The sequence below is a fragment of the Paenibacillus crassostreae genome (genome assembly GCF_001857945.1).
Taxonomy (GTDB): Bacteria; Bacillota; Bacilli; order Paenibacillales; family Paenibacillaceae; genus Paenibacillus_AQ; species Paenibacillus_AQ crassostreae.
Window position 1 is genome coordinate 2,276,426 of the sequence record NZ_CP017770.1, and the last position, 23,465, is coordinate 2,299,890.

The window sequence follows — 23,465 nt, forward strand, 5'->3', positions numbered from 1 at the left end:
GCAGATTTCATTATCAAAAATACACCGAAAGCCAAGAGGCCTTCGGTGTACCTTGTTCGCCATCCTTGATCAGACAGTCTCTATTTTTCTATTATATATTAAACACGAAATCGTCATCAGACAGTGGCTCAATATTGATCGCCCGCACATAACCATTCCCCTTTTTCGAGAAGAAGTCATGTTGCTTCGTATGTGTACTGATCCCATTAAATACAATCGGGTTAACGGGTTCTTCTGGAAAATAGGTCTCGAAGCCAAGGATCATCAATGCCTTGTTAGCATTATAACGGACATACGTTTTTACTTCTTCCTGCAGACCGATTGGCGTATACAACGCATCCGTATAATTCACTTCATTCTGGTATAGCGTATCTAATAACTCAAAGATTTCCTTCTGTAGCTGTTCTTGCTCTTCCAACGGAAACTCTTGATATATCTCCTGCGCCAAGGTACCCACATACAAGCCATGAATACTCTCATCGCGTAAGATAAGGTCAATAATCTCTCCGCTACTCGTCATCTTACCTTGACCCGCCAGATACAGTGGATAGAAGAAACCGCTATAGAATAAAAAGCTCTCGAGGAATACCGAAGCCACCATCGCTCTATATAAGTCTTGCTTCGTATGAATATCCTTGTACCATGATTCAATCAGATTAGCCTTGAACTGTAGTTGTTCATTATTCTCTACCCATTTAAAGATCTCATCGATCTCTTCTGTTGAAGTCAATGTTGTAAAAATACTACTATAAGACTTCGCATGAATCTGCTCCATCATTGACATGAAACCAAGCACTGCTTTGCGTTGCAAACCTTCTACATGTTCCAACACCTTCGGCATGCCAACACCACCTTGCAAGGTGTCCAGCAATGTCAGCCCCCCAAGAACTTGCTTATAAGTCGTTCTCTCTTGGTCAGTCATTACCATCCAATCCATCTTATCATCAGATAATGGAATCTCATCATCCGTCCAGAACTGCATAATGTTCTGTTGCCAGAATGTTAACGTATAATCATCATCCGGTCGGTTCCAGTTAACTGCCTTCATTTATGTAGTATCTCCTTTTTATAAAAAAGCGGCGGAAGATATTCACAGCCTACTCCGCCGGCTTTATTGTAGATTTCATGTTCTATATTATATTGCGCAACTTGTACATTCTTCGATTGATAACTTATTCGTCCGTGTATAGTACAACGATTTAAGCCCTTTCTGTGCTGCGTAAATGTAGAAACGGGATAACTCACGAGTAGATACTGAACTATTCACATGTAGAATCGTTGAAATCCCTTGATCCACATGTTGCTGAATATCTGCAATCATATCAATCAACCGGAATTGATCAATGTTATAAGCTGATTTATAGAACCATTGTGTCTCTGCACTGAGGAATGGCATTGGATAATAGGTTGTCGAGTTCGCATATGTGCGTGTCTCAATATGTTCAACGATTGGCATAACGCTAGAAGTTGCATTCTGAATATATGAAATGCTCTGCGTTGGTGCAATAGCCAATCGATAAGCATGATACAAGCCATACTTCTGAACCTGTTCCTTCAGATGAGCCCAATCCTGTGGTGATGGAACTTCTATACCAGTGAATAACTCTTTCACACAATCAGATTGTGGTCTGTAGTCTGTCTCAAGATATTTTGCGAAATAAGTTCCTTTTGCATATTCAGATTTCTCGAAATCAAGGAACGTAATCTTACGGTCACGCGCAATTTCCATACTTTGCTCAAGCGAATAGTAGTTCATCATCATGAAGAACGTACTTGCGAACTCCCTTGCTTCTGCACTTTCATAGGCTATTTTGTTCTTCGCTAGATAGCCGTTTAGGTTCATTGCCCCCAAGCCTACTGAATGAAGCTCCTTGTTCGCACGACGTACACCAGGTGCATTATCAATCTTCGATAGGTCACTTACCGTTGTAAGAGCTTCGATCCCGACGCGTACTGATTCTTTGACCTTCCCACGCTCCATAACATTCACAATATTGAGTGATGCTAAGTTACAACTGATGTCACGACGGATATTATCTTCTACACCGTAATCATTAATTTCGGAAGTCTCCATTAACTGGAAGATCTCCGTACATAGGTTAGACATTTTAATAGTTCCAATATCTTTCAAAGCATGTTCTTTGTTTGCATTCGTCTTATTTACAATGTATGGATAGCCCGATTCTAACTGGATAGAAGCAATTTTCGTCAACATATCACGAGCACTCATGACCGTTTTCTTCGTAACTTCCTCATTTGCTAGTAGTTCATCGTACATCTCGTCCATATCCAGATCATCCAGATGCTTACCGTAAGCCTTGTGAACAGAATAAGGTCCAAAGACAACCAATGACTTGTTCTGCGCAGCTAGTTCATAGAATTTATTAGGGATGATCAGACCGATCGACAACGTCTTTATACGTAGCTTCTCATCCGCGTTAATTTTTTTAGAATCAAGGAACTCAAGAACGTCCCAACCAAAAATATTATAGTAACCAGCTCCGGAGCCTTTACGTTGTCCCATCTGATCAGCGTAAGAGAAAGAGTCTTCCATCAGCTTTAGGACGGGCATAACACCCTTCGCAGCACCTTCCACCCCTTTGATCGGCTCACCGCGTCCGCGTAACTTCGACAGGTTTACCGCTACACCACCGCCAATTTTCGACAATTGCATACATGTTCCAATAACATAGTTGATTGAGTTAAGTGAGTCATCCATTTCAAGCAAGAAGCAAGAGACTAATTCACCACGGCGGCTCTTACCAGCGTTCAGAAACGTAGGTGTAGCTGGTTGTAGACATTGTTCGATCATCGCCTCAGCAATCCGTATAGCCTTGCTATAATCACCCTCGCCTAAATGTAGAGCAACAATAGCGACGCGATCTGGATACTGCTCTAGGTACATGCCCTTATCGTTTGTCTTCATAGCATAGTCTTTATAGAATTTCGAAATAGCCATATAGGATTCAAATTGAAAGTCACTGCTTGCTGTGATTGCAAACACGGACTCTACTTGCTCATAAGTGTACTTCTCGAACATATTGTCGTAGTAATCATTCTCAATCAGGTAGTCGAGCTTCTCACGTAACGAGCCGAACTTCATCGTTTTCTCATCAAGTTCTTCCATAAAAGCGGCAACCGCTTCTTTATCTTTATCGAGTTGGTAAAAACCATCCGTCCCACGTTGCATTAATTCGTTGTTCAATTCAATATGCTTCAATTCTTCGCACCCCTTCGACAAATTGTTCTTTATCTAAATTCGTACCTGACAACTCAAATTTCGTAATGACTGGAACCCCGTACATATCAGATATCGTATCCGCACTCATAGCGAACTTCGTTCCCCAGTTACGATTACCACTTGCAGATACCCCTCTGAGCAACTCTTTGTTGCGGGAGAGGAAGGACTGTACCTTCTCTGGAACTTGTCCGAAGCCTGTTGTATAAGTCACAAGCACAAAGGGCTCTTCCACATAATTACGCTCTTCAATCGGAATTGCACGCATATTCAGCTTGTTTACGAATCTTTTTACGTTTCCGGTTCTAGAATCGTATACTATTAGCATTGATCTCACTCCTACTGAATTTCAGCATCAAAAAACGCATTTGGTTCTCTCCAAAAACCAAATACGCTGATGCTCATTACATGGTAATCTTTCGTTATAAATTTGCAGATAAATCAATATGTAGTTTGTATAGTTGATAATACATCAATATATAGATTGAGTCAAACATAAATAATATATCAAGTGGAACGGGTAATATCTTAATATTTGGGCAAGAAAGTAATTATACTAAAATTTAAAGATTAAAAATATAGTTAAAATTTATAATATCATAGACTCTGTGACTAGCCCAGTGAAATGAATTAATTCTTAATTTATATTGCATATTCAATTGGTATTTGTTCAATAATATGTTAAAAATGTTATCAGATATCGTATTAATCCATAAATTTGTCGAATTTTAAGGAAACCCTCAATTCATTTGCACGATCTGAGGTGAAATAATGTTAATGCTGTGCTACAATACTGGAATTGCAACGGGAATTATCTTAGGGAGGGTATTGAATCACCATGCTTATAATCGGTATCGCCGGTGGCACTGGTTCTGGTAAAACGACAGTGGCACGCTCGGTCATTGACCGTCTTGGATCGGACAAAGTTACTTTTATATCGCAAGATAACTACTATAAAGACCATTCACATCTCACCATGAGTGAACGTGAATCGATCAATTATGATCATCCACTCGCTTTTGACAACGATCTACTCATTGAACATCTACATTGTCTGAAAAAGGGCAACGCTGCGCATGCTCCAGTATATGACTTCACGGTTCATGCTCGCTCTACTACGGAGACGGTCGAACTCAAACCGAACCATATCGCTATTCTAGAAGGGCTACATATCCTATCTGATGAGAACCTTCGGAATCAGCTCGACATTAAGGTATTCGTCGATACAGACCCCGATGTGCGTATCCTACGTCGTGTGGTTCGGGATATTGAGGAACGAGGCCGGTCGATTCGATCCATTCATAATCAATATTTGAATACCGTTAAGCCGATGCATGAAGCATTTATCGAACCCTCCAAGAAATACGCTGATCTCATCATCCCTCAAGGTGGGCATAATGAGGTCGGCATTCAGATGTTATCTATTCTGACAGAGAAATACTTGACGGGCGATCACAAGTAATAGAGTAAAACAATAACCCAATACCGCATAGGTATTGGGTTATTGTAGCAGTTATGGGTTTCACCCTCTAGTCAACTCTGGTTAGAAAATATATCAAGAAGTTATAACTCCTGCAATTGAGCATCCAAATCCGAACGAAGCCTCTCTATTAAACCTTGCGTTTCTTAAGAATAGCTTGATCGATAGACAGTGACGTAGGTTCAGCAGCACTTAAATAAATGGTTACTAACATAAAGGTCAGATCTAATTCGTATCCCGCCATCTGACCGTTTCCAAGCAGTCCAGCAGAAAGTTTCATTGTAACGATAGCTCCTAGGAGCATGATTGTAAATATTGCCGATACATATCGTGTAAATAGACCAACAATAAGCATAATACCTCCAACAAGTTCAAGTACAGCCACCCCATAAGCCACAAATCCAGGTAGACCCATAGATCCGAACCAAGCTGCAACATTACCTAAACCCATTTGCAATTTATCTACTCCGTGGGCTAGGAATAATATTCCCAAAACAACACGCATTATTGTTGATACTGTTGTAATTCTCTTCATCTTTCTATTCTCCACCTTTTTTGATTATTTGTAATAAAAATATATAATTCGTATTAGTAATATAAATGAAATCACACTAGCATGTCAACAGGAAAATTGTTAATATAAAATTATATTATGTATTACTAATATTTCGAGGAGTGAAATGGAATGGATATCGGCTCTGCAATACGAACAATTCGCAAGCGCAAAAATATGACCATCGCTCAAATATGTGAGGCTACTGGATTATCTCAAGGATTTATGAGTCAGGTTGAAACCAATAAAACTTCACCCTCGATATCCACTTTGGAAAGTATCGCGAATACTCTAAAAATCCCCTTGGCTTATTTACTATTACAAAAAGAAGAACGCATGAGTATCGTGCGAAATAACGAACGAAGAATAACAAAAAGCGGTACGGATGATTTAAATGTAGAACACTTAAGTTCAACTAACCATGTCAGAATGATGATTGTCGAATTCCCTCCTGGAGCTTCTACAGGTAAAGTTCCACATGCACATGAAGGAGAAGAAGTTCATTTTGTTATTAAAGGAAAGATCTACGCTGAGCAGGGAGAAGATTTCGCTGAATTTGAGGAGGGTGATTCCTTTAGTTGGCATGCTTGTACGCCCCATTTAGTGAAGAATATAGGGGATCAACCTGCAACAGTGCTTATCACCGTCTATACAGAGACACAACGACAAGAAGATTTAATCTGATGAAATATCTACCTGATGATATAAATTCACTCACCATATCAGTGCACAAAAACGCCGTATCTGCATGTTAGTTGCAGAAACAGCGTTTTTGTCTAGGTGAATCAATTTCATAATCGCCGTAATTATGAAATTGTTTCGTATATACTAAATTTAACTATAATATTGTATTAAGGCTTTACAACGGATAGGAGCAACTCATTCCCGCCAGAAATAACCGTTACTTCTGCTGGTAATTTCAAGTCACTTACAAGCAATGATTCCCCGATATTCATATCACTAATATCAAACTCTACCGCATTCGGCAAATGTCTTGGCAAAGCCTCTATCTCAACAAACTCGCTTTGAATTTGAACTACTCCACCTTGCTTAGTACCAATTGGCGTACCTTTGACTTTCACCGCAAGCTTTGTACGTACGATCTCGTTGGTCTGTACTTGTTGGAAATCAACATGTAACAAATCCCTAGTTACTGGATCACGTTGTAGATCTTCTAATAATACAGATAAGGACTCTTTCCCCTCAAGTTGCAATTCAATAAAACCAACTGCGCCTCGTTTTAACCATTTCTGAAAATCTATCGTTGAAATATGAATCATCTCATTTTCTGTATTTCTACCAAAAACAACACCGGGTAAGCGGCCTCCTTTACGTAGATTACGAAGTCCAGATGTATTCAAATGTGTGCGTTCTTCAGCTTGAAATAATGTTGTCATGATCTATTCGCTCCTCTTTATGATATGATCTTTGCGCTTTTTGAGTAGTCGCTGGATCTTCCCCGACTAGGGATAAAGAGAGAAACATAGCATCACCACCTCCAAGTCCTTCCATATAATATAAGACATTTAATGTAAAAACCCATATATATACAGTAAGGCACCCCACTCAAAAAGAGTGGAATGCCTATAGGTTTCCTTTAACCTTATCATATAGCTGGTACCTTGTCGAACTTGAATTACCGTCATCATTCATTTAGGATTTCCTGCACTACCTGTAACAGCTCCAGTGGACTAAATGGCTTGGGAATAAACCTTCTTACTCCGGCTTCCAAGGCCTTGGTCCGATCTGCATCTTGAGCCTTAGCTGTCAACATTAGAATGGGCGTCCGCGCTCTCTGTTCTTTAGACAGCTGTTCTAACACTTCCATCCCCGTTAGTTCTGGCATCATATAGTCTAAAAGTATCAAATCGTATTCGGTTTCTGCCAATTTCTCTAACGCAACTTTTCCATCCTGCGCAATCTCAATTTGTACGTCTAAATCTTCCAAGGTGTCTGATATTAACAACCGAAGGATTTCTTCATCATCGACAATCAATATTTTCTTCATAGAACCTCCAGAATTTATTATTTTCTACATATTTTCTGCACTAATCGTTCAACTCTCGATACTAACTCGGACATTTGGAAAGGTTTAACTATATAATCATCGGCCCCAAGTTGAAGCGCATGAATAATATCCGTCTGGTTGCTTCTACCTGTTAACATGGCAACAACAATATTACTTTCAGGATATTCATAGCGGATTCTCTTCAACACCTCTACGCCATCCGTTTCCGGCATAATCCCATCTAACAGAATAATATATTTTTCTTGCTCTGAATACCAATCAGATTGAAGGAAATCAGTACCATTGTCATATTCCTTAATCGAAACAACTATATTTCGGTTCGGCTGCCATTTCGTGAATTCCGACATAATTATTTTTCGAATAAGTCGATCATCATCAACGACGATAATATTTAATCTTTGTTCGTTATGCTTACTTATTACTTCCGTTGAAAAAAGAACCGTCTGATTTCTACCAGACTGCTTCCCCACATAGAGAGCTTGATCAGCCTCTTCAAACAGTTTCTCAGAATGTGCATTGTCCGAGTGAATATTGGTTACTCCTGCAGTAAACGTGACTTGTAATTGTTGATCTTTAAATGAGAAAATATAGGATGAAATCGCATGATGAATTCGCTCAAGTACTTCTAGCGCCTGATTTTTGTCTGTATTGGGGAGAAGCAGTGCAAATTCCTCTCCGCCATAACGACATAGAGTATCTTCATGCCTCATGTTATTCACTATGGTGTCAGCACAACGTCGAAGTACTTCATCTCCCACGAGATGGCCATAAGTATCATTTACTTTTTTGAAATAATCAATATCTATGATTACAATGGTAAATACACGTCCCGATCGGTGAAAATCTGCGATAAGATGCTTCATCATCCGATTGAAATGTTTACGATTATAGACACCCGTTAACTCGTCTATTATGGTTAGCTGCTCCCATTGCTGCTTAATTTGAAATCGGTTCTCTATTAGAGCAATAATTAATTCCTGATCTATCGGCTTAGCAATATAGTCCATAGCTCCAGAACGATACGCACTCAGCTGATTTTCTTTGGTATCCTCGCTACTCATGACAATGATCGGTGAATGCTCTTGTTTGGACTTTTCAACAATTAGCTTGAGAAGCTCTAACCCATTACGATCTGGAAGAAGAATATCCAGCAGGATCATATCCGGTTTCTAATCGTAGAAAAGCTTCAATCCACGTTCAGCTGTTAATGCGAGATTAACTGGATAGCTATGTTCCTCTAATATCTCCTTCAAATAACCAGCTAACTCGACATCGTCATCGATAATCAGAATTCGATTCTCATGCATTTCCCATAATGGATTCTGCGATGTTATTACACCCTCTGAAAGTTGACCTTGTCCTTTGTCGGCTGAAATAGCTTCTAGTAAAGATTTTAGCTGTTCGTACCATTCGAGATAGGTGAAATGACGATTACCTTGATCTGAATATATATTTATCTTTTGTTCTGCTACCTTCTCAATTTCTAGCATCCCGATCGTTCCAGCGGTACCTTTAATATTGTGTAAGAATCGATAGATTTCCCTTTCCTCAACCGTGGCTCTAGTTGTCCATTCATCGAACGTGCTTATAATCCGCTGTTCGACAAGTTGTTTATATTTATCTGTGTTCAAGGTTCAACTCCTCACGGCTTATTTATGCCTGCCAACAATTCAATCATAACTTGCTATATCTTTCTTATACTCAAAATATCCTCAATCGCTTCAAATAACTTCACAGTTACATACGGTTTAATAAGAAAATGCGAGATACCCATTTGCAAAGCCCTCCCCTTATCTTCAAAAGCACTAGAAATGATAATAGGGATGCTCTTCAATTGTTCAGAGCTCTTCATCCGCTCAATAACCCCCCATCCGCTCACTTCAGGAGAAAGCTTCAAATCTAGGACTATAATGTGGGGCGGCTGTTCCTCCATTGCACGAATAGCATTAACTCCGTCTGAATAGATCGTGGTTCGATATCCCTTCTCCACTAGTTCCTCTTGAAGCATACCGGCTAAATTAATATCATTCTCCACAAGCATCACATTTACTGGAGTGTCTTCACCTATGTTTGTCGATAGTTGGCTTGTACTAATCGGTGCAATATCACTCTTATAGATTGGTAAAATGATTGAAAAGGAACTTCCTTCTCCCAATTGGGATTTCACACTCACATCACCCTGATGATGACTTACAATCTCTTTAACAATGGCAAGTCCTAAGCCCGTCCCTCCAATCTTAGATCGATCAGAGCTATCAACTCGGTAGAATTTGGTGAAAAGGCTCGAAATAGCTTGAGCAGGAATTCCTAAGCCTTTATCTGTAATCTCAATCCATATATTATCGCCCATTTGATGGGAAAATATGATAATATCCCCACCATCTGGTGAGTACTTGATTGCATTACTCACCAAATTGACCATTGCCTGATATAGCTTATCTCGATCTCCAAGGACTACCATTTTCTCATGAGATGAGTTACTTATTATTCTATGATGGGTGGTACTGGCTTGCTGAATCTCCTTCACTTCCTCGATAAGATGAATCATATCCACTGGCCTAAAATCATAAAACTGCATGCCATTCTCCATTCGCTGGAGATCTAAAAAATCGTTAACTAGTAATGTCAATCGATTGGCCTCTTGATGAATCGTAGCCGTATATTTACGTTGACGTTCCGGATTCAACTCCCGGTGTAACATCAGTTCCGAGAAACCAAGAATGCTAGCAAGTGGCGTTCGTAATTCATGGCTAACCGTGCTCACAAATTCGGATTTCATCCGGTCGACCTCATACTCCTTCGTGATGTCACGATGAACGAGTAGTATGCCGAACTTCTGCTTATTGTGGTATATAGGTTCCCAATAGATTTGTATGTATCGAGTCTCTTCGCCCTTAAGCACATAGTTCAAACTTTGGATCTGACCTAAATTATCACTTAAAGCATTTTCAATAAATTCATATAATGACTTAAAGTCCTCAATTCTGGGAGCAAGTAATGCCATAAAATCTTGTAAAGACATCCCATCCAATTCAGAATCGACATAGGATAACCCCATAAGTTCATATAGCTTATGATTTACCTGCAAGGACTGTCCGTTAAGATTCATGAACTGGACGCCTTCCTGAATAGTGTTCATCATATCTTGGGTCAGCTGCCGCTGCCCTTCCGTAGCTTCGAACATCTCTAACTTCTCAAGCGATAGTGAGATTTGTCCCACTAGGCTGATTATTTCTTTCTGATCACGATCCCCGAAGCACTTACCCACACGGGTTAGTACCATACAAGCCGTAATGTTCCCATCCCCTTTATATATAGGTAGAAACAAGTCATACGCTGAAAGAGGTTCTGAAATATACCCCTTCTCTCCTGGGGTCGCATCTCTTTCCCGTAAATACAATTGCTTACTATACAATGATCGAATGGCAGCACTCTGCATAAATCCGTTCATAAACTGTGAAATTTCCTCCTGGGAGATTCCATGCGCGGCATGGTCCTGTGTCTCATTCATTAATATGAGAATCCCTTTTTCCGAAGAGGTAACCTCTACCATATTACGAATGATGCTGTGCAAGAGCTCTTTTTTATCTAATGTATTGGCTATAGATTGCGTAAACACATATCGTTTATTCAAATATGATTCATTCTCTTCCATCTGGATAAGAGCTTGTTGAAGTTCATCCTGTTGGGCTTGTAGCTCATCTTGCTGAGATAGAAGTTCCTCATTCTGAGCAAGCAGCTCCTCATTCTTCTCTTGTATCTCATAAATCATGTTGTTCAAGGATCTAGACAGGTGTCCGATTTCATCCTTTCGTTCCAAAATATCTGGTTGTATCTTGTCACCTTCAGCGTAATACATCGCATATCGAGACAGTTGCCTTAAGGGATTTCCAATATCCTTCGACAACTTTCTGCTCATATAGATTGATAAGAAGAGAACCATAATTGTGTAGACAATAAAGCTGACACCTCGAAAAAACAACTTTTCAAGCAGTATCTCATTCTCATTTTTCAACTGCACACGAATTTCTTTCTCTGATTCGTGTGCGAAGGAGATTATTTCATTAACGGGACTATTCACACCCAAGGTAATTAAGTTACGCAGTGCGTCATAATCCCCTTTCTCAGCGAACACTAGCCCTTGAGGTAAAATACTCATTAAATACTCATCGAAAAAATTTTCTACATTTCGAACAAGCTTCGCTTCTTCACTTGACAACGGAGTACTCTTGAAAGAACTTATTGACCTATCTAACTCCTTCTTGACATTAAAAATCTGCTCATATTCATAACGATCTAAATATGCAAAATAACCTCTTACTCGTAGAATAATTTCATTCGTTTGGTTAGCGATATCCGAAATATGGTCATGACTTCGATTCATATTGTTGATCTTATCATCGTAATTCCGGATGATGGTGATAGTACTCAAGGCCATGACGGAAGCACCGACTAGAATGAGCGTAAAACCAACCATCATGATTGTTATGATCCTTATATTAATACTATGTTTGATATATTCCTTGAATCTATTCATTTAAATCCCCTCTTGAGCAATCCTATTACTTGGAAGGCTCTTAATTATTGACCACTCTTTGTACATTTGACTTAATTCGACAAATTTCGCACTTTTCCTCTATATTAAAATAAAAAATTTAATATACCTTCGAATGTCCACTATTAATCTTTAAAATATGATAAGAACAATGGTTATCCGTCTCTGCCGAAATATAAGAAATAGAGGTTCAATTGAAACTTGTACTTTCTTATATTTCGAAAGAAAACAAGCCACAAACGCATGTGAACTGCACATGTGATTGTGGCTTGTTTAAGTGGATCATCGATTCCACGAATACTCTATTATAATTATTTCGGAAGATAGATACGGTAGTTACCGCTAAGTGCAAGTAATGTAAACAGGTAAAGACAATTATCATAATATCTTCTAGTACCCGTTCGCAGTGGTGTGTTCCAGAACAACTCAATACTCGCCTGGGCATGTGGCCCCGTTGCAGCAAGAGAAGCCATCGCATTGGTGGCAAGTAAACCAACAGGATGTAACGACTTCTCATCAAAGGCTTCACCCGCTACGGTATATCGCCGATAGTCTTCAGGTGTCTTATCCGCAAAAAAAGCCTGTACCTTGTTCGCTTCCTCGCATTCCCATTCATCTGCTCCAAACCATTCCCAATCTAAACCGATATTGGCAGCAACCCGATAGGAATCGCTGAAGAAATGTCCATATCCTCTATCATTATTAGGCGTACCATCATAATGAGCATATTCTGGTGCTAATCCAGTCACAGGGTGACATGAAATAGTTAGATACACCCGGCTAGCGACAGCCGCCTCTTTCCAAAATGCGCGATCCTCTGGGTATGACCAGAGAGCGAACAGTTCATAGAAATGTGGCAAATGGTAAGACGGATCCGAATAATCGCATTCCGGTATGAACTTGATTAGCTTGTTATCTGGATCCCACATCGGATACCCAACACCGTCCTCTCCTCTATGAATACAAGTACGGAGTAAGTCACGCGCTTGCGTTCCATAATTATAGGGAGCTTCTCCATCCCCCCAGCGATGGGATGCGAAGAATAGTGCCATTGCGAAGAATTCCTCTCCATCTGGTGCGGGTCCGTTGGCTAGTCGTGATCCATCTGGTTTACAAGACCAGGCGAAGTATCCAGCATGTACACCCGTCGTCATATACATATGAGTCATTGTCCAATTCCATAGACGATCGAATACATCTTTGCGGTTAAGCTGAACAGCCATCATCATCCCATAGGACATACCTTCACTACGAGCGTCGAGGTTACCTGTATCCAACATATAACCCATATCCTCACCTTGCGGGTAATAAATCCGTGTATCCTCATCACCTTCAAATAATTTCGACCACGTATCCTCTAGACGCGTATTAATCTCTTGTTGATCTATTCCATAATCCTTAAGTAAATTCCGATACTGTCCGGTATAAAAAGAGCCTTTATGTTGATATCCTGTCATAGGTATACAGCCTTCCTCTCCCGTTGCAAATGATGATATTTTAATACTCACCATTAAATTACCACTCCAAGCAACGGAGTTCCATGCACATATCAAGCAACTATTTACCCAAATCAACCAAGCAGTTGTCTCATAGACTTAGCTGCGACGGATCTTTTCTGTAGCATCATCACCATCAATACGTCATAATCTATTTGAAACGCATCCACTTTCTTATATTCTAATAAAGGAGAATGATCATGGGACCTTTTGCCAAGGATTTGTTACAAGACAAAGTTGTTCTGATCACAGGTGGTGCTACAGGATTGGGGCGAGCTATGGGAGAACAGTTCCTACAACTTGGGGCAAAACTAGCTATTGCGAGTCGGCGCGAGGATACATTAAGGATGGCAGCTACAGAGCTAAGCCTAGATCGGCATGATGTGTTCTACAAAGTGACTGATGTTCGGGATCCTGACCAAATTCATGACCTAGTGGATGCTGTGGAACAGCGATTCGGTCAAATCGATGTACTAGTCAATAATGCCGCTGGAAATTTCATAAGTCCTACCGAGCGTCTCTCTCCCCGAGCGGTAGATGCCATCTTAAATATTGTGCTACATGGAACCATGTACACTACTTTAGAAATCGGTAAAAGGTGGATTGAACAAGGGCATCCAGGTACTATGTTGAATATCGTAACCACCTATGCTTCAACAGGTTCGGCTTTTGTAGTTCCATCGGCTGCAGCTAAAGCCGGCGTGTTAGCATTAACGCGCTCACTTGCAGTCGAGTGGGCACGTTACAACATACGTCAAGTTGCTATTGCTCCAGGTCCCTTCCCAACAGAAGGCGCAACATCTCGACTTATGCCAATGCCGGAAATAGAAGAACAGATGATCAACCGAATCCCCCTACGTCGTGTAGGGAATAAGGAAGAACTTGCTCATTTGGCTTCTTACTTAATCTCAGATTATGCCAGTTATATCAACGGGGAAGTCGTTACTATTGATGGAGGAGAATGGCTTCAAGGGGCAGGAGAATTCAACGACCTTCTTGAGATTACTGAGGAGCAATGGGATATTTTAGCTGAGAAAACGCGCAAGGGTAAATAGTTAAATCCAATTCAAGTTGATTCCATTTGTTAGACAGTGCATCTAACAACAAACAAAGCAGACCTGTTATAGTTAACAAGTCTGCTACATCAAGCAGAAACGGCAACACCGTCCTCTTTCAAGGACGGTATCCGTCTCTGCGGAAATATAAGAAATAGAGTATCAAGAATCAATTTCATAATTACGCAACCCGATTTAGCTGCATCGGCGATTATGAAATTGATTCAAGTGAAACTTATACTTTCTTATATTTTGTGAACAACTATAGTAGTAGTCTTATTTCTTCATCCAACTGTTGGAATGCTGCCTTTAGCTTATCCTTGGGTACTTCAGAATAAAGGTCTCCAATAGCTAGTTCAGAATAGCAACTTGTTTCGTTAATGTTCCTTAGATGTTGCGTTAAGCGCACTCCTGTCGTCTCATAAATCCGTTTCAATATAGGCTCAAGCTGCTCTGCTGATACATCAAAATGAACATGAAACATATTCGATACCGGCTCTGCTGGCATAGTCGTAACACCATGGCACTGATTGAACAATCCCGCCAATTCTTTAGCTTCCTCATAATATTGTGCCATCTTATTCACGCGCTTCTGGAAATAGTAATCCGAGCTTATGACATAAGGATACAAGCTGATTAAATCTCCCCCGTAGCGTCGTTTCCATATCTTTGATTGACTCGTAAAATCCTTGTCCCCAGCTAGAATTGCACCCGCAATTCCACCAATTCCCTTATAAAAGGATACATATACACTATCAAAGAGTGCACATACCTCGTCAGCTGTTTTTTGATAATAAGGTAGGACTTCAAAAAGTCGAGCCCCATCCAGATGTAGCTTGATCCCTTGTTCCCTACAATAAGAGGAGATAGCCTCAAGTTCTGCGTAATCCGGTAGTTGTCCTCCGATCTCACGTTGAGGTAATTCAAGCAATAAACAAGCAATATCTCCCTTTATGTTCTGGACATCTTCCAGCCTTATTAATCTGTTCTTCTCCCCAAGTAAGATCGGCTCGATATGATGTATTTCTTTCAACCCATCTTGTTCATGAATCTCTAGGTGACATAAAGGATGATAGGCAACTCGTTTCACTTCTTTTTGATCAGACCATATTCTTAAGGCGATTTGTTGCGCCATCGTTCCACTTGAGAAGAACACCGCTGTTTCCTTCCCTAAATGTTGCGCCATCTGATCCTGGAAGTCTTCGATCACCTTGCCTTTACCATACATGTCACTTCCCAGATTTCCATCGATATCTTTCAAAGCTTCTATTAATATTTGAACATTCCGTTTACCATGGCCTCCAAGTTCATAAGCCGTTTCAATAGAAACTTCTGATAAAGACTTCTTATTGTTCGTATTGTCCATCTCGTTACTACACCTCTTCATTTTATCTATGAACTATTCCGTAATCAGGCCATATGCTGATATCCTCTTAATTCTCCGCGACACAAAGTGAGACAATAAGGGGAATACTTACAATAAATTGCACATTCTTAACTCCAGCGCTAGAAAGTAGCAAGGACCGTAGTGAATTAGTGTAAAATATACCCAATATACTGCCTATTATAACACCGATGATCACAATAGGAACAAAGCTCATCGCAATCAGGTTCATAAGTTGAAATGTAGTATATCCTATCGCTTTCATGATGCCAAACTCCTTCTTGCGTTTGAGTATTATAGTTTTTATCACAAGATAAAGAATCATAATAACGACCAATACCGTAATCGAGAGGATCATAAGCATAAAGGAAAACACAGCTGATACGTATATACCACTTTGCCTTTTTATTGTTTCGTCTGCATCTATTACATCCTCTGTTAAATTCCCGTACTGTTCTTTGATGTTTCGGATTGCGCTTGCGTTATCTGTATCTTTCAGATAAACATGGAATAACGAACCTGTATAGTCTAAATCAGTTGCTGTACACCAGGTAAAGTTAAAGCTGTGACCATCAATCCTATCCTCTAAAACGTGTCCCGTTCCCCATACAGTTTTCATATATTGCGGATTATTAGGATTCACTTCAATTTTCTCGCGCAAATGACGGATATGTACATTTAGTGATCCATCTCCAGTAAAAGAATCCCCCCAGACGTTTTGGAACAACTCTTCCTTAGTGACCACTCTATTTTTATTTCTCGCCAAGTAACAGATTAACTTATATTCCAATGTTTTGAGCTTGATCTCTGCACCATTTACACGTACACGGTTTAGCATACAATCGATCTTCACCTTCCCGAACTCTAATATTTCAGAAGAACTGCTATTTCCACCATATCTCTTGAGCACTGGCTTCACTTTAGCGAGCAATATACTGAGCGTATATGGCTTCTGTATGTAATCGCCTCCACCTATATTCAGTGCAATCAGAACATCGTCATCACTAGAACGAGCACTAATAAACAGAATAGGAATCTGCGTTGTCTGGCGTTGTCTTTTGCACAAATCGAACCCAGATGTATCCCCGAGATTGATGTCCAGAAGGATCAACGATGTTTCATTATCCCGTAAAAACTGTTCACACTCATCTGCACTAGTCACATAGATCGATCGGACTTCGAACATATTAAAATACTCACATATCGTTTCCGCAAGGACTGTTAACCTGTCTAATTATAGGTTTATTAGCACTATAATTATTACTTTTATCAACTAGTAAACAAATGCAACAAGAGCAAAGATATGCACATTGTTTATTAACTTCTTATTTCCCATAATTAAAGCGTATACAATTACAATTCAACTTAGCCTATAAAGCAAAAGGGGGAAAGTTCCATGTATAACATTTTGCTTGTTGATCCAAACGATTTCACACTACACGAAACAACAAATTTGATTGATAGGTTAGACATTGATTTTAAGGTGACTGCTTATACTAAGCAATTCCATGATGTTATTCATTTAATTGAGAAACAGCATTTCTCCCTCATTCTTATTAATATTAAAGGCTACAATTCGAGTGGAATATTACTTTGCAGGAAAATCCGCAGTAAGAGTCGTATTCCAATTATTCTTATGGGTGGGAAGGATAATTTTCAAATTGCTAGAAAAGCATTAACTTATCAGATCAATGACTATTTAACCGATCCATTGCATGAGTCCGCCTTAAAGACAAGTTTAACAGCACTAAAGAAAGCGCTTACTAATAATTTATCATATGAACCGAATTATCTCCCCCATCCTACAATGCCAATAAAGAAAAATGAACCCACCATCTCGATTATCGAAATCGTTAAAAAATATGTTCAGGATGATATGCATCAAAATGTTACATTGAAAAAAATATCGAGCATACTTCATTTTAACTGCGCATATTTAGGTCAAAAGTTTAGATTGCATGAGAATATGTCTTTCAATGATTATTTACTACAACAAAGAATGGAAAAGGCAAAATTATTACTTAAAAGAACCGACATGAAAATATATGAAATTGCGAATGAGGTAGGTTATACCGAGATCGACTGGTTTTACAAAAAGTTCAAACAATATACTGGTTTTAGCTCCAATGAGTACCGCAAGAAATATGATTTTTCTCAAGCAAATTGAATAATCCTTCAACAAAAAAACACCAGGTATCTGGTGTTTTTTGCTGTTATTTCATAATTGTATATGTTCCATTAACTAGCTTCGCGAAGTGGAAATAATCAATATCAACGTAGCCACCAGTCTCTAAACTTGCATAATTAAATAGTCCGATTCGATACCCCATAAAATGATCCAATGTATATTTCATTTCTAAAGGATATCCAATTTCGATCCATTGCCCATCTTCTGAAGCGTAATAAAATTTTGCGATATCTATACTGTTTTCAAAATTAAATTCAATTTTGAAATAGATGATACTATGGTCATATGGCAAAGATTCAATTATTGCTTCCATACCATCACCATCGTTCACGCTCATCACGACAACTCTATCGCCATTGCTGTCTACTTTAACACCAACAGTACCAAATAGATTCTGCAAGGCAATCAATCCAGCATGATCGCCATGCTTCATATTCGAAATATCCATCACAGACGTTACTACACATGCTGGTCCTTCCGTACGCTGTGTCAGCGTGTTACGAGCTTTGAGCACACTGTCTACAACATTGCCCGTCGTTAATCGTAGGTGACTGTCTCGTTGCGTAACTGACCATAGCTGATCATTCGGATTATGATTCCATTGCCAATTCAGTGCCAATTGATTTTCTTCATAATCGAACTCGTCACTCATTACAATTGGTTTTGAAGGTGTGTACGGAAAATCTGTTGCAAACGTTTCTGAAGCTTTACCATCTATACCAATGATCGGCCAGCCATCAAGCCATTCAATAGGCTGTACGACCGGTATTCTTCCAACAGCATCATGATCCTGAAATAATAGCGTATACCACTTATGATCTTGTGTTTCAATAATACCTCCTTGGGCAATTCCATTATTACTATAGCCCATATCATCATCCAAAATAATTTTCCGTTCATAAGGTCCTAGAAGCTTAGAGGAACGATAGCATATTTGTCTGCGACGCTTATTGCCTACTGTCGGCCATTCGATAAAAAATAGATAGTATATTCCATCTATTCTATACGCATGACATCCTTCACATCGTAGACCAATGCCTTCACTTTCAGTTTCTAATAGTAGCTGAGCGATCCCGCCCTCTTTGACTGCTGTTGCATCTGCTGTCAACTCGGTAATATAAATACCGCCATTTCCATAAATAACAAATACTCTATCTTCGTCAAATAGTAAGCTTGGATCATGGATTAAACCATTGATTACAGAGCGTTGCCAATTTCCATTTTCAATATCATCGGTTGTGTACATATAAAACTGATGCATGTCATTGCTTGAAAAACATACATAAAACAGGCCATTATGTTCACGCAAACTAGCTGCCCAAGAACCTTGACCATAGATATTTTTCCCATCAACCATATTATGAGCATCATTATTCTCGAAGCTGTCATAGACGTAATTAACGATCTCCCAGTTCAACAAATCTTGTGACTTCATAATAGGACAGCCAGGCATAACATGCATACTTGTACTAACCATATAATAATGATGACCGACTCGAATAATATCTGGATCTGGTACGTCCGCCCAGATGATTGGATTAGTAATTAAACCGTTACCCATCTTACTATCCCTCCCTTACGATATAGATTCATTTACAGCTTCCTTGTTAGGTACGATCAGCTGCATCGTTACATTCTTCAATGTGTCATTCAGATCATTGGCTTCTATCATATCTAATACTGGCGAACCATCTGCTGCGAAATGAACTCGGCGTATCCCTGTGCTTCTTGGAGCTTCTAGACCATATCTAGCATGATATATCATTAATAGATTTCCCGCGTCATCCTCTATATAAGAATTATGACCAGGACCGTACTCTCCTTCAACGGAGCGAGAAGTAAGCAGTGGATAGTTTCCTTTTACCCAGCTTTGAGAATCTAATAGATTTGTGCCCCGCTCAGCTGTTAATAGACCCACACAATAGGTTGCATTAACAAGTGCACTGGAAAATGTTAAGTAAATCTTATCTTCGGCAATGATGGCAAATGCTCCTTCATCAACAAATGTCTGATTATTCGCCCATCCATAATCAGGTCGTGAGATTAATACGGGATCATCTTGTAATCGCCAAGGCTCGCTCGGATCAATAGTGGCAATATAGAGCCATGAACCGAGATCGATTGGATCAAACTGCCTTTGCGCCCACACAACATAATGCTTCTCGTCAACCTCGAAGTAGGTCATATCTAACGTAATTCCTGCGTCAAATAAATAAGATCCATCTTGCTTCTCCATTTTCACTGGCGCTTCCCAATCACTCGCATGTGTCGGATTGCCATTGCTTTTCAATTTCATAACATGACATTGAATATCGATAAACTCTCCACTGCTACAAGCAAAATAAAGATACAAATCCTCACCAATTTCATGAAATTCCGGTGCCCAAAAGTGGATCTTTAACGATGGATACATATGCTTATCGAGGATTAAATGCTCACTTGCATGTCCAAGCCCCTGAATTGTATCTGATTCTCGAACATATAAGCATAAATTTCCATGGCTACTATCATCTGTTGCAATAAAGTAATACTGATTATTCCATCTAACTACTGCTGGGTCAGCTCGATGAATAGCCATTGGAAAGCTATAATGCTCTTGTTGCACTGTCCCACTAATCTGATACGTTCCTCCAACATTCCAATCCACATTACTTGTATCCCATGCTACATTTTTCGTAGCTGTAGAGCCATCACTGTATATCGCGGTCGCTCTTATATTGGCAAGCTCATTTACCGATTCAGCTATGCTTGTTGCAGGTATATACATTTCCGTATTCTTAATAGCACATAATTTGTTTCTAAGACGTTTCCCGACCCTTGAATCTACTTGAATAACGTTTCGTTCCATTGCTCCCTCTATTGCTGTATGTATCGAGGAAAGCGAGAACTTCTCCGAGTTGATAGGTAAGGATATGCTATGAACATCTGTTATGTTACGTAATGTATTTTGAAAATAGTTACCTAACTCATCACACCAGCGAATCACATATTGTGTTGTCTCCGTATCAAATTCGCACATGGCATCATATACGTCGATATTCCCCTTCAAATCTAGTAATCCTATCTCTTCATAGCTCAATAAATCAGTAGAAACATATAGCAATATACAGCCACTACTTGCCTTGTCTACTTCCCCATCAGCTTCTGTTCGCACGGCTATAACGCCAAATCTACCATCTTCAAGTTCGAAAATATATGGATTTTTTAAGCTTTTCGCTATCAAACTTCCGCCGTTATTGACAGTGGATTTTGCAAACAATACACCACTGTTATGATTCAACTGCTCGTAGTTTACACCATCATTACTAATGGCTAGATGCATGCTGTATGCTAACTTCGGAGAATAAATATGTTCCGCTAACGGTGATCTCGTATAACATAATACATTCATCTCTTCCTCTGACGTGTAGCAACTATTATGATCCATAGACATCCTCCACTGTATAATCGTCAGCTAACTTACAAGGCTGATTAGGATTTAGCAAGATTAACCACATTCCAAAATGATTCCTTTGGCTTATGCTCCGTGTCAAATAGAAAAGGCCAATTTTTACGATGGTGTACTGGGAAATGATCTAGCCAAGTATAATCGTCCGCTGCTCCCCAAAACGTTACTGACGTAATATGTTCACTATATTCCTTAAATAGCTTAAATAATTGACCATATCGCTCCGCTTGTCTTGCTAGCATTTCTTCAGTTGGAGTTATACAATCGGTTCGACGATCATCGAATTGAAACATTGATAGATCCATTTCAGTTATATGAAGTGTGACATCTAAGCTAGCATATTGTTCAATCGTCCGGCGAATATCGTCAAGAGAAGGATGATCTAGATTCCAATGTGATTGCATGCCAATACCATGAATAGGTACATCCTTTTCTTTTAATGACTTCACTAAATGATAGATTTTATCTCGCTTTACAGCATCAGATTCATTGTAATCATTATAGAATAGTAGAGCACTTGGATCGGCAGCATGAGCATATTCAAATGCTTTTACAATAAACTCTTCCCCTGCAATGTCAAGCCACTTCGATGAACGTAATATGTCATTACCACTATCAGATACTGCTTCATTGACAACATCCCATGCATAAAACTGGCCTTTATAACGAGTAACCACCGTGTCAATATGGGCTTTCATTCGTTCTAAAAGTGTTGCACGATCAACAAGGCCACCTGAACGTTGTTCGAACATCCAATCGGGGGTTTGATTATGCCATACCAGCGTATGACCTCGTACACCCATATTATTCCCTTTTGCAAAGTCTAGCATATGATCAGCAACTTCAAATTGAAATTGCCCCTCCATTGGCTGCAAACTTTCAAACTTCATCTCATTTTCTGCTGTGATACTATTAAAGTGGTGTTTCAACAATTGCTGTTGACTATTAAGTGTTATTTTATTTACTGCTGCTCCAATCAGAAAATACTGTTCGTACTCCTCGCATAGCTTTGGCGGGTTACGATAATTCATATGAAAGTTCACTCCTCTACCTATAATAATGAACTATACCGTTTGATCATATGAACAACAACCTGTTGAAAAGCGGTACATATACCTGCCTAGTTATGGGTATGAGACAAGATCCTTTTGTTTAGAAATTAAGCAACCTGTTGGCATAAGCACTTCTGTAATCCGTAGGAGTAATACCCATACTTTTCTTGAATGCTTTTGTGAAGGATTGGCTGTCTGGAAAAGCAAGCTGGAGGGAAATTTCAATGATTTTTTGATTCGTATCTGTCAGCAAATATTTCGCCACCTCCATCTTCTCTTGAATCATAAATTGTTTCAAGGAGATTCCAGCCATCGAAGAAAATAAGCTGGAGAGATGTTTCGCGTTATATCCGAAGTATTTAGCAAGTTGATACACTTTTAAATTCTCATGACGATGCCACTTAATATAATCCACGATATCATTGAATAGTTGCTGATTCATTTTCTTTTTGGATTGATTGTGGAGAAAAAAGGTTTGGTTGTAAATCTCACATAAGATACTTGTCGTTAAATAATTGTTTAAAGTTTCCTCGCTATAGCTGCGTATGGAATCCTGCAATTGTTTCAGCATCACAATGAGTTTCTCAGGGCTACGCAGTACACCTGTTTGTGGAATGACTATGACTCCAGGCTTATAAACATGCTCATAAGTGGTATCTACATAACTCTCAAAATCTTCCGTAGTGAAATGTAACCAGTAGAAGCTGCAATCAGACTCTTGAAAACCATATTGTTGGGTACCGGGAGGCATGAGCAAGAACTCCCCTTCCTTCAATGTAAAGCGTTCTTTGCCGTTGGATAGATACAATGTACCTCGTGTTTGTATAAATAGCTCATATTCCAGTAGAATCCGGTTCATATGTGTCCATTCAGGGAAAGGCGAAACAAATTTACCCGTCATGTCCAGTGCGATCGGCTTATCCACTTTAAATTGATAAAGGATCATTAGACTCATTCCTTTTCCTTCGACTTTTTCACACTTTTAAT

Annotated in this window: 20 protein-coding genes; 4 read left to right on the forward strand and 16 right to left on the reverse strand. The window is 39.4% G+C overall.

Translation table 11 applies throughout. The features are described from left to right. Window positions 1-91: 91 nt before the first annotated feature. From nrdF to nrdI, 3 genes are all read right to left on the reverse strand, one after another. Entirely contained in the window at window positions 92-1,048 is a 957-nt protein-coding gene (gene nrdF / locus LPB68_RS10650) for a class 1b ribonucleoside-diphosphate reductase subunit beta (protein ID WP_068654612.1), read from the reverse strand. Window positions 1,049-1,135: 87 nt separating this feature from the next. Next, the gene (gene nrdE / locus LPB68_RS10655) at window positions 1,136-3,220 is read right to left on the reverse strand and encodes a class 1b ribonucleoside-diphosphate reductase subunit alpha (protein WP_068654614.1); all 2,085 of its coding nucleotides are present in this window, start codon (window positions 3,218-3,220) and stop codon (window positions 1,136-1,138) included. Beyond that, the gene (gene nrdI, locus LPB68_RS10660; protein ID WP_068654616.1) at window positions 3,207-3,566 is read right to left on the reverse strand and encodes a class Ib ribonucleoside-diphosphate reductase assembly flavoprotein NrdI; all 360 of its coding nucleotides are present in this window, start codon (window positions 3,564-3,566) and stop codon (window positions 3,207-3,209) included. Before nrdI ends, nrdE begins: the two co-directional genes overlap by 14 nt. A 510-nt stretch (window positions 3,567-4,076) precedes the next feature. On the opposite strand from nrdI, the gene udk reads away from it, so the two are divergent. Next, the gene (gene udk, locus LPB68_RS10665) at window positions 4,077-4,700 is read left to right on the forward strand and encodes a uridine kinase (RefSeq protein WP_068654618.1); all 624 of its coding nucleotides are present in this window, start codon (window positions 4,077-4,079) and stop codon (window positions 4,698-4,700) included. Window positions 4,701-4,848: 148 nt separating this feature from the next. On the opposite strand, the gene LPB68_RS10670 is transcribed toward udk, so the two are convergent. After that, window positions 4,849-5,253 (reverse strand): DoxX family protein, encoded by a 405-nt coding sequence (locus tag LPB68_RS10670; protein ID WP_068654620.1) that lies wholly within the window; start codon window positions 5,251-5,253, stop codon window positions 4,849-4,851. Between the two features lie 150 nt (window positions 5,254-5,403). Between LPB68_RS10670 and LPB68_RS10675 the strand changes: the two genes are divergently transcribed. Continuing rightward, complete coding sequence (locus tag LPB68_RS10675) at window positions 5,404-5,955, forward strand: helix-turn-helix domain-containing protein (RefSeq protein WP_068654622.1); 552 nt, start codon at window positions 5,404-5,406, stop codon at window positions 5,953-5,955. A 167-nt stretch (window positions 5,956-6,122) separates the two neighbouring features. On the opposite strand, the gene LPB68_RS10680 is transcribed toward LPB68_RS10675, so the two are convergent. The 6 genes from LPB68_RS10680 to LPB68_RS10700 all read right to left on the reverse strand — a co-directional run bounded on the left by LPB68_RS10680 (window position 6,123) and on the right by LPB68_RS10700 (window position 13,312). Beyond that, the gene (locus tag LPB68_RS10680) at window positions 6,123-6,668 is read right to left on the reverse strand and encodes a 50S ribosomal protein L25 (protein WP_068654624.1); all 546 of its coding nucleotides are present in this window, start codon (window positions 6,666-6,668) and stop codon (window positions 6,123-6,125) included. Window positions 6,669-6,916: 248 nt separating this feature from the next. Continuing rightward, a complete protein-coding gene (locus tag LPB68_RS10685) occupies window positions 6,917-7,279 on the reverse strand; it encodes a response regulator (protein WP_068654626.1) in 363 nt (120 codons plus the stop codon). Window positions 7,280-7,296: 17 nt separating this feature from the next. Then, the gene (locus LPB68_RS10690; RefSeq protein ID WP_082865542.1) at window positions 7,297-8,460 is read right to left on the reverse strand and encodes a diguanylate cyclase; all 1,164 of its coding nucleotides are present in this window, start codon (window positions 8,458-8,460) and stop codon (window positions 7,297-7,299) included. 9 nt (window positions 8,461-8,469) lie between these two features. Further along, entirely contained in the window at window positions 8,470-8,931 is a 462-nt protein-coding gene (locus LPB68_RS22275) for a response regulator (protein ID WP_082865543.1), read from the reverse strand. A gap of 53 nt (window positions 8,932-8,984) precedes the next feature. Then, the gene (locus LPB68_RS10695; protein ID WP_068654628.1) at window positions 8,985-11,837 is read right to left on the reverse strand and encodes an ATP-binding response regulator; all 2,853 of its coding nucleotides are present in this window, start codon (window positions 11,835-11,837) and stop codon (window positions 8,985-8,987) included. A gap of 329 nt (window positions 11,838-12,166) precedes the next feature. Then, a complete protein-coding gene (locus LPB68_RS10700; protein ID WP_099458643.1) occupies window positions 12,167-13,312 on the reverse strand; it encodes a family 8 glycosyl hydrolase in 1,146 nt (381 codons plus the stop codon). 239 nt (window positions 13,313-13,551) lie between these two features. Here LPB68_RS10700 and LPB68_RS10705 point away from each other — a divergent pair, with 239 nt between their 5' ends. Further along, entirely contained in the window at window positions 13,552-14,406 is an 855-nt protein-coding gene (locus LPB68_RS10705) for an SDR family oxidoreductase (RefSeq protein ID WP_068654630.1), read from the forward strand. 262 nt (window positions 14,407-14,668) lie between these two features. Here LPB68_RS10705 and LPB68_RS10710 read toward each other — a convergent pair whose 3' ends face one another. Both LPB68_RS10710 and LPB68_RS22280 read right to left on the reverse strand, forming a co-directional pair. Further along, the gene (locus LPB68_RS10710; RefSeq protein ID WP_068654633.1) at window positions 14,669-15,772 is read right to left on the reverse strand and encodes a threonine aldolase family protein; all 1,104 of its coding nucleotides are present in this window, start codon (window positions 15,770-15,772) and stop codon (window positions 14,669-14,671) included. A 67-nt stretch (window positions 15,773-15,839) separates the two neighbouring features. Beyond that, on the reverse strand, window positions 15,840-16,976 hold the full coding sequence (locus tag LPB68_RS22280) for a winged helix-turn-helix domain-containing protein (RefSeq protein ID WP_082865544.1): 1,137 nt from the start codon (window positions 16,974-16,976) through the stop codon (window positions 15,840-15,842). Window positions 16,977-17,186: 210 nt separating this feature from the next. Here LPB68_RS22280 and LPB68_RS10720 point away from each other — a divergent pair, with 210 nt between their 5' ends. Next, window positions 17,187-17,957 (forward strand): helix-turn-helix domain-containing protein, encoded by a 771-nt coding sequence (locus tag LPB68_RS10720; protein WP_068654635.1) that lies wholly within the window; start codon window positions 17,187-17,189, stop codon window positions 17,955-17,957. A 46-nt stretch (window positions 17,958-18,003) separates the two neighbouring features. Here the strand turns inward: LPB68_RS10720 and LPB68_RS10725 are convergent, their stop codons facing one another. The 4 genes from LPB68_RS10725 to LPB68_RS10740 all read right to left on the reverse strand — a co-directional run bounded on the left by LPB68_RS10725 (window position 18,004) and on the right by LPB68_RS10740 (window position 23,433). Then, window positions 18,004-19,539, reverse strand: a complete 1,536-nt coding sequence (locus tag LPB68_RS10725; RefSeq protein ID WP_068654637.1) for a glycoside hydrolase family 43 protein — start codon at window positions 19,537-19,539, stop codon at window positions 18,004-18,006. Between the two features lie 15 nt (window positions 19,540-19,554). Continuing rightward, the gene (locus LPB68_RS10730) at window positions 19,555-21,405 is read right to left on the reverse strand and encodes a family 43 glycosylhydrolase (RefSeq protein ID WP_068654639.1); all 1,851 of its coding nucleotides are present in this window, start codon (window positions 21,403-21,405) and stop codon (window positions 19,555-19,557) included. Between the two features lie 44 nt (window positions 21,406-21,449). Next, complete coding sequence (locus tag LPB68_RS10735) at window positions 21,450-22,457, reverse strand: endo-1,4-beta-xylanase (RefSeq protein WP_068654641.1); 1,008 nt, start codon at window positions 22,455-22,457, stop codon at window positions 21,450-21,452. Between the two features lie 121 nt (window positions 22,458-22,578). Then, window positions 22,579-23,433: an AraC family transcriptional regulator gene (locus tag LPB68_RS10740; protein ID WP_232510130.1), complete on the reverse strand. Its 855-nt coding sequence runs from the start codon at window positions 23,431-23,433 to the stop codon at window positions 22,579-22,581. Between the last annotated feature and the right edge of the window lie 32 nt (window positions 23,434-23,465).

What these genes read in the sequence shown, in the direction of transcription:
- nrdF (WP_068654612.1), bottom strand. Translation starts at nt 1,048, where the DNA reads ATGAAGGCAGTTAACTGGAACCGACCGGATGATGATTATACGTTAACA.
- nrdI (WP_068654616.1), bottom strand. Translation starts at nt 3,566, where the DNA reads ATGCTAATAGTATACGATTCTAGAACCGGAAACGTAAAAAGATTCGTA.
- udk (WP_068654618.1), top strand. Translation starts at nt 4,077, where the DNA reads ATGCTTATAATCGGTATCGCCGGTGGCACTGGTTCTGGTAAAACGACA.
- LPB68_RS10670 (WP_068654620.1), bottom strand. Translation starts at nt 5,253, where the DNA reads ATGAAGAGAATTACAACAGTATCAACAATAATGCGTGTTGTTTTGGGA.
- LPB68_RS10675 (WP_068654622.1), top strand. Translation starts at nt 5,404, where the DNA reads ATGGATATCGGCTCTGCAATACGAACAATTCGCAAGCGCAAAAATATG.
- LPB68_RS10680 (WP_068654624.1), bottom strand. Translation starts at nt 6,668, where the DNA reads ATGACAACATTATTTCAAGCTGAAGAACGCACACATTTGAATACATCT.
- LPB68_RS10685 (WP_068654626.1), bottom strand. Translation starts at nt 7,279, where the DNA reads ATGAAGAAAATATTGATTGTCGATGATGAAGAAATCCTTCGGTTGTTA.
- LPB68_RS10690 (WP_082865542.1), bottom strand. Translation starts at nt 8,460, where the DNA reads ATGATCCTGCTGGATATTCTTCTTCCAGATCGTAATGGGTTAGAGCTT.
- LPB68_RS10695 (WP_068654628.1), bottom strand. Translation starts at nt 11,837, where the DNA reads ATGAATAGATTCAAGGAATATATCAAACATAGTATTAATATAAGGATC.
- LPB68_RS10700 (WP_099458643.1), bottom strand. Translation starts at nt 13,312, where the DNA reads ATGACAGGATATCAACATAAAGGCTCTTTTTATACCGGACAGTATCGG.
- LPB68_RS10705 (WP_068654630.1), top strand. Translation starts at nt 13,552, where the DNA reads ATGGGACCTTTTGCCAAGGATTTGTTACAAGACAAAGTTGTTCTGATC.
- LPB68_RS10710 (WP_068654633.1), bottom strand. Translation starts at nt 15,772, where the DNA reads ATGGACAATACGAACAATAAGAAGTCTTTATCAGAAGTTTCTATTGAA.
- LPB68_RS22280 (WP_082865544.1), bottom strand. Translation starts at nt 16,976, where the DNA reads ATGTTCGAAGTCCGATCGATCTATGTGACTAGTGCAGATGAGTGTGAA.
- LPB68_RS10720 (WP_068654635.1), top strand. Translation starts at nt 17,187, where the DNA reads ATGTATAACATTTTGCTTGTTGATCCAAACGATTTCACACTACACGAA.
- LPB68_RS10725 (WP_068654637.1), bottom strand. Translation starts at nt 19,539, where the DNA reads ATGGGTAACGGTTTAATTACTAATCCAATCATCTGGGCGGACGTACCA.
- LPB68_RS10730 (WP_068654639.1), bottom strand. Translation starts at nt 21,405, where the DNA reads ATGGATCATAATAGTTGCTACACGTCAGAGGAAGAGATGAATGTATTA.
- LPB68_RS10735 (WP_068654641.1), bottom strand. Translation starts at nt 22,457, where the DNA reads ATGAATTATCGTAACCCGCCAAAGCTATGCGAGGAGTACGAACAGTAT.
- LPB68_RS10740 (WP_232510130.1), bottom strand. Translation starts at nt 23,433, where the DNA reads ATGAGTCTAATGATCCTTTATCAATTTAAAGTGGATAAGCCGATCGCA.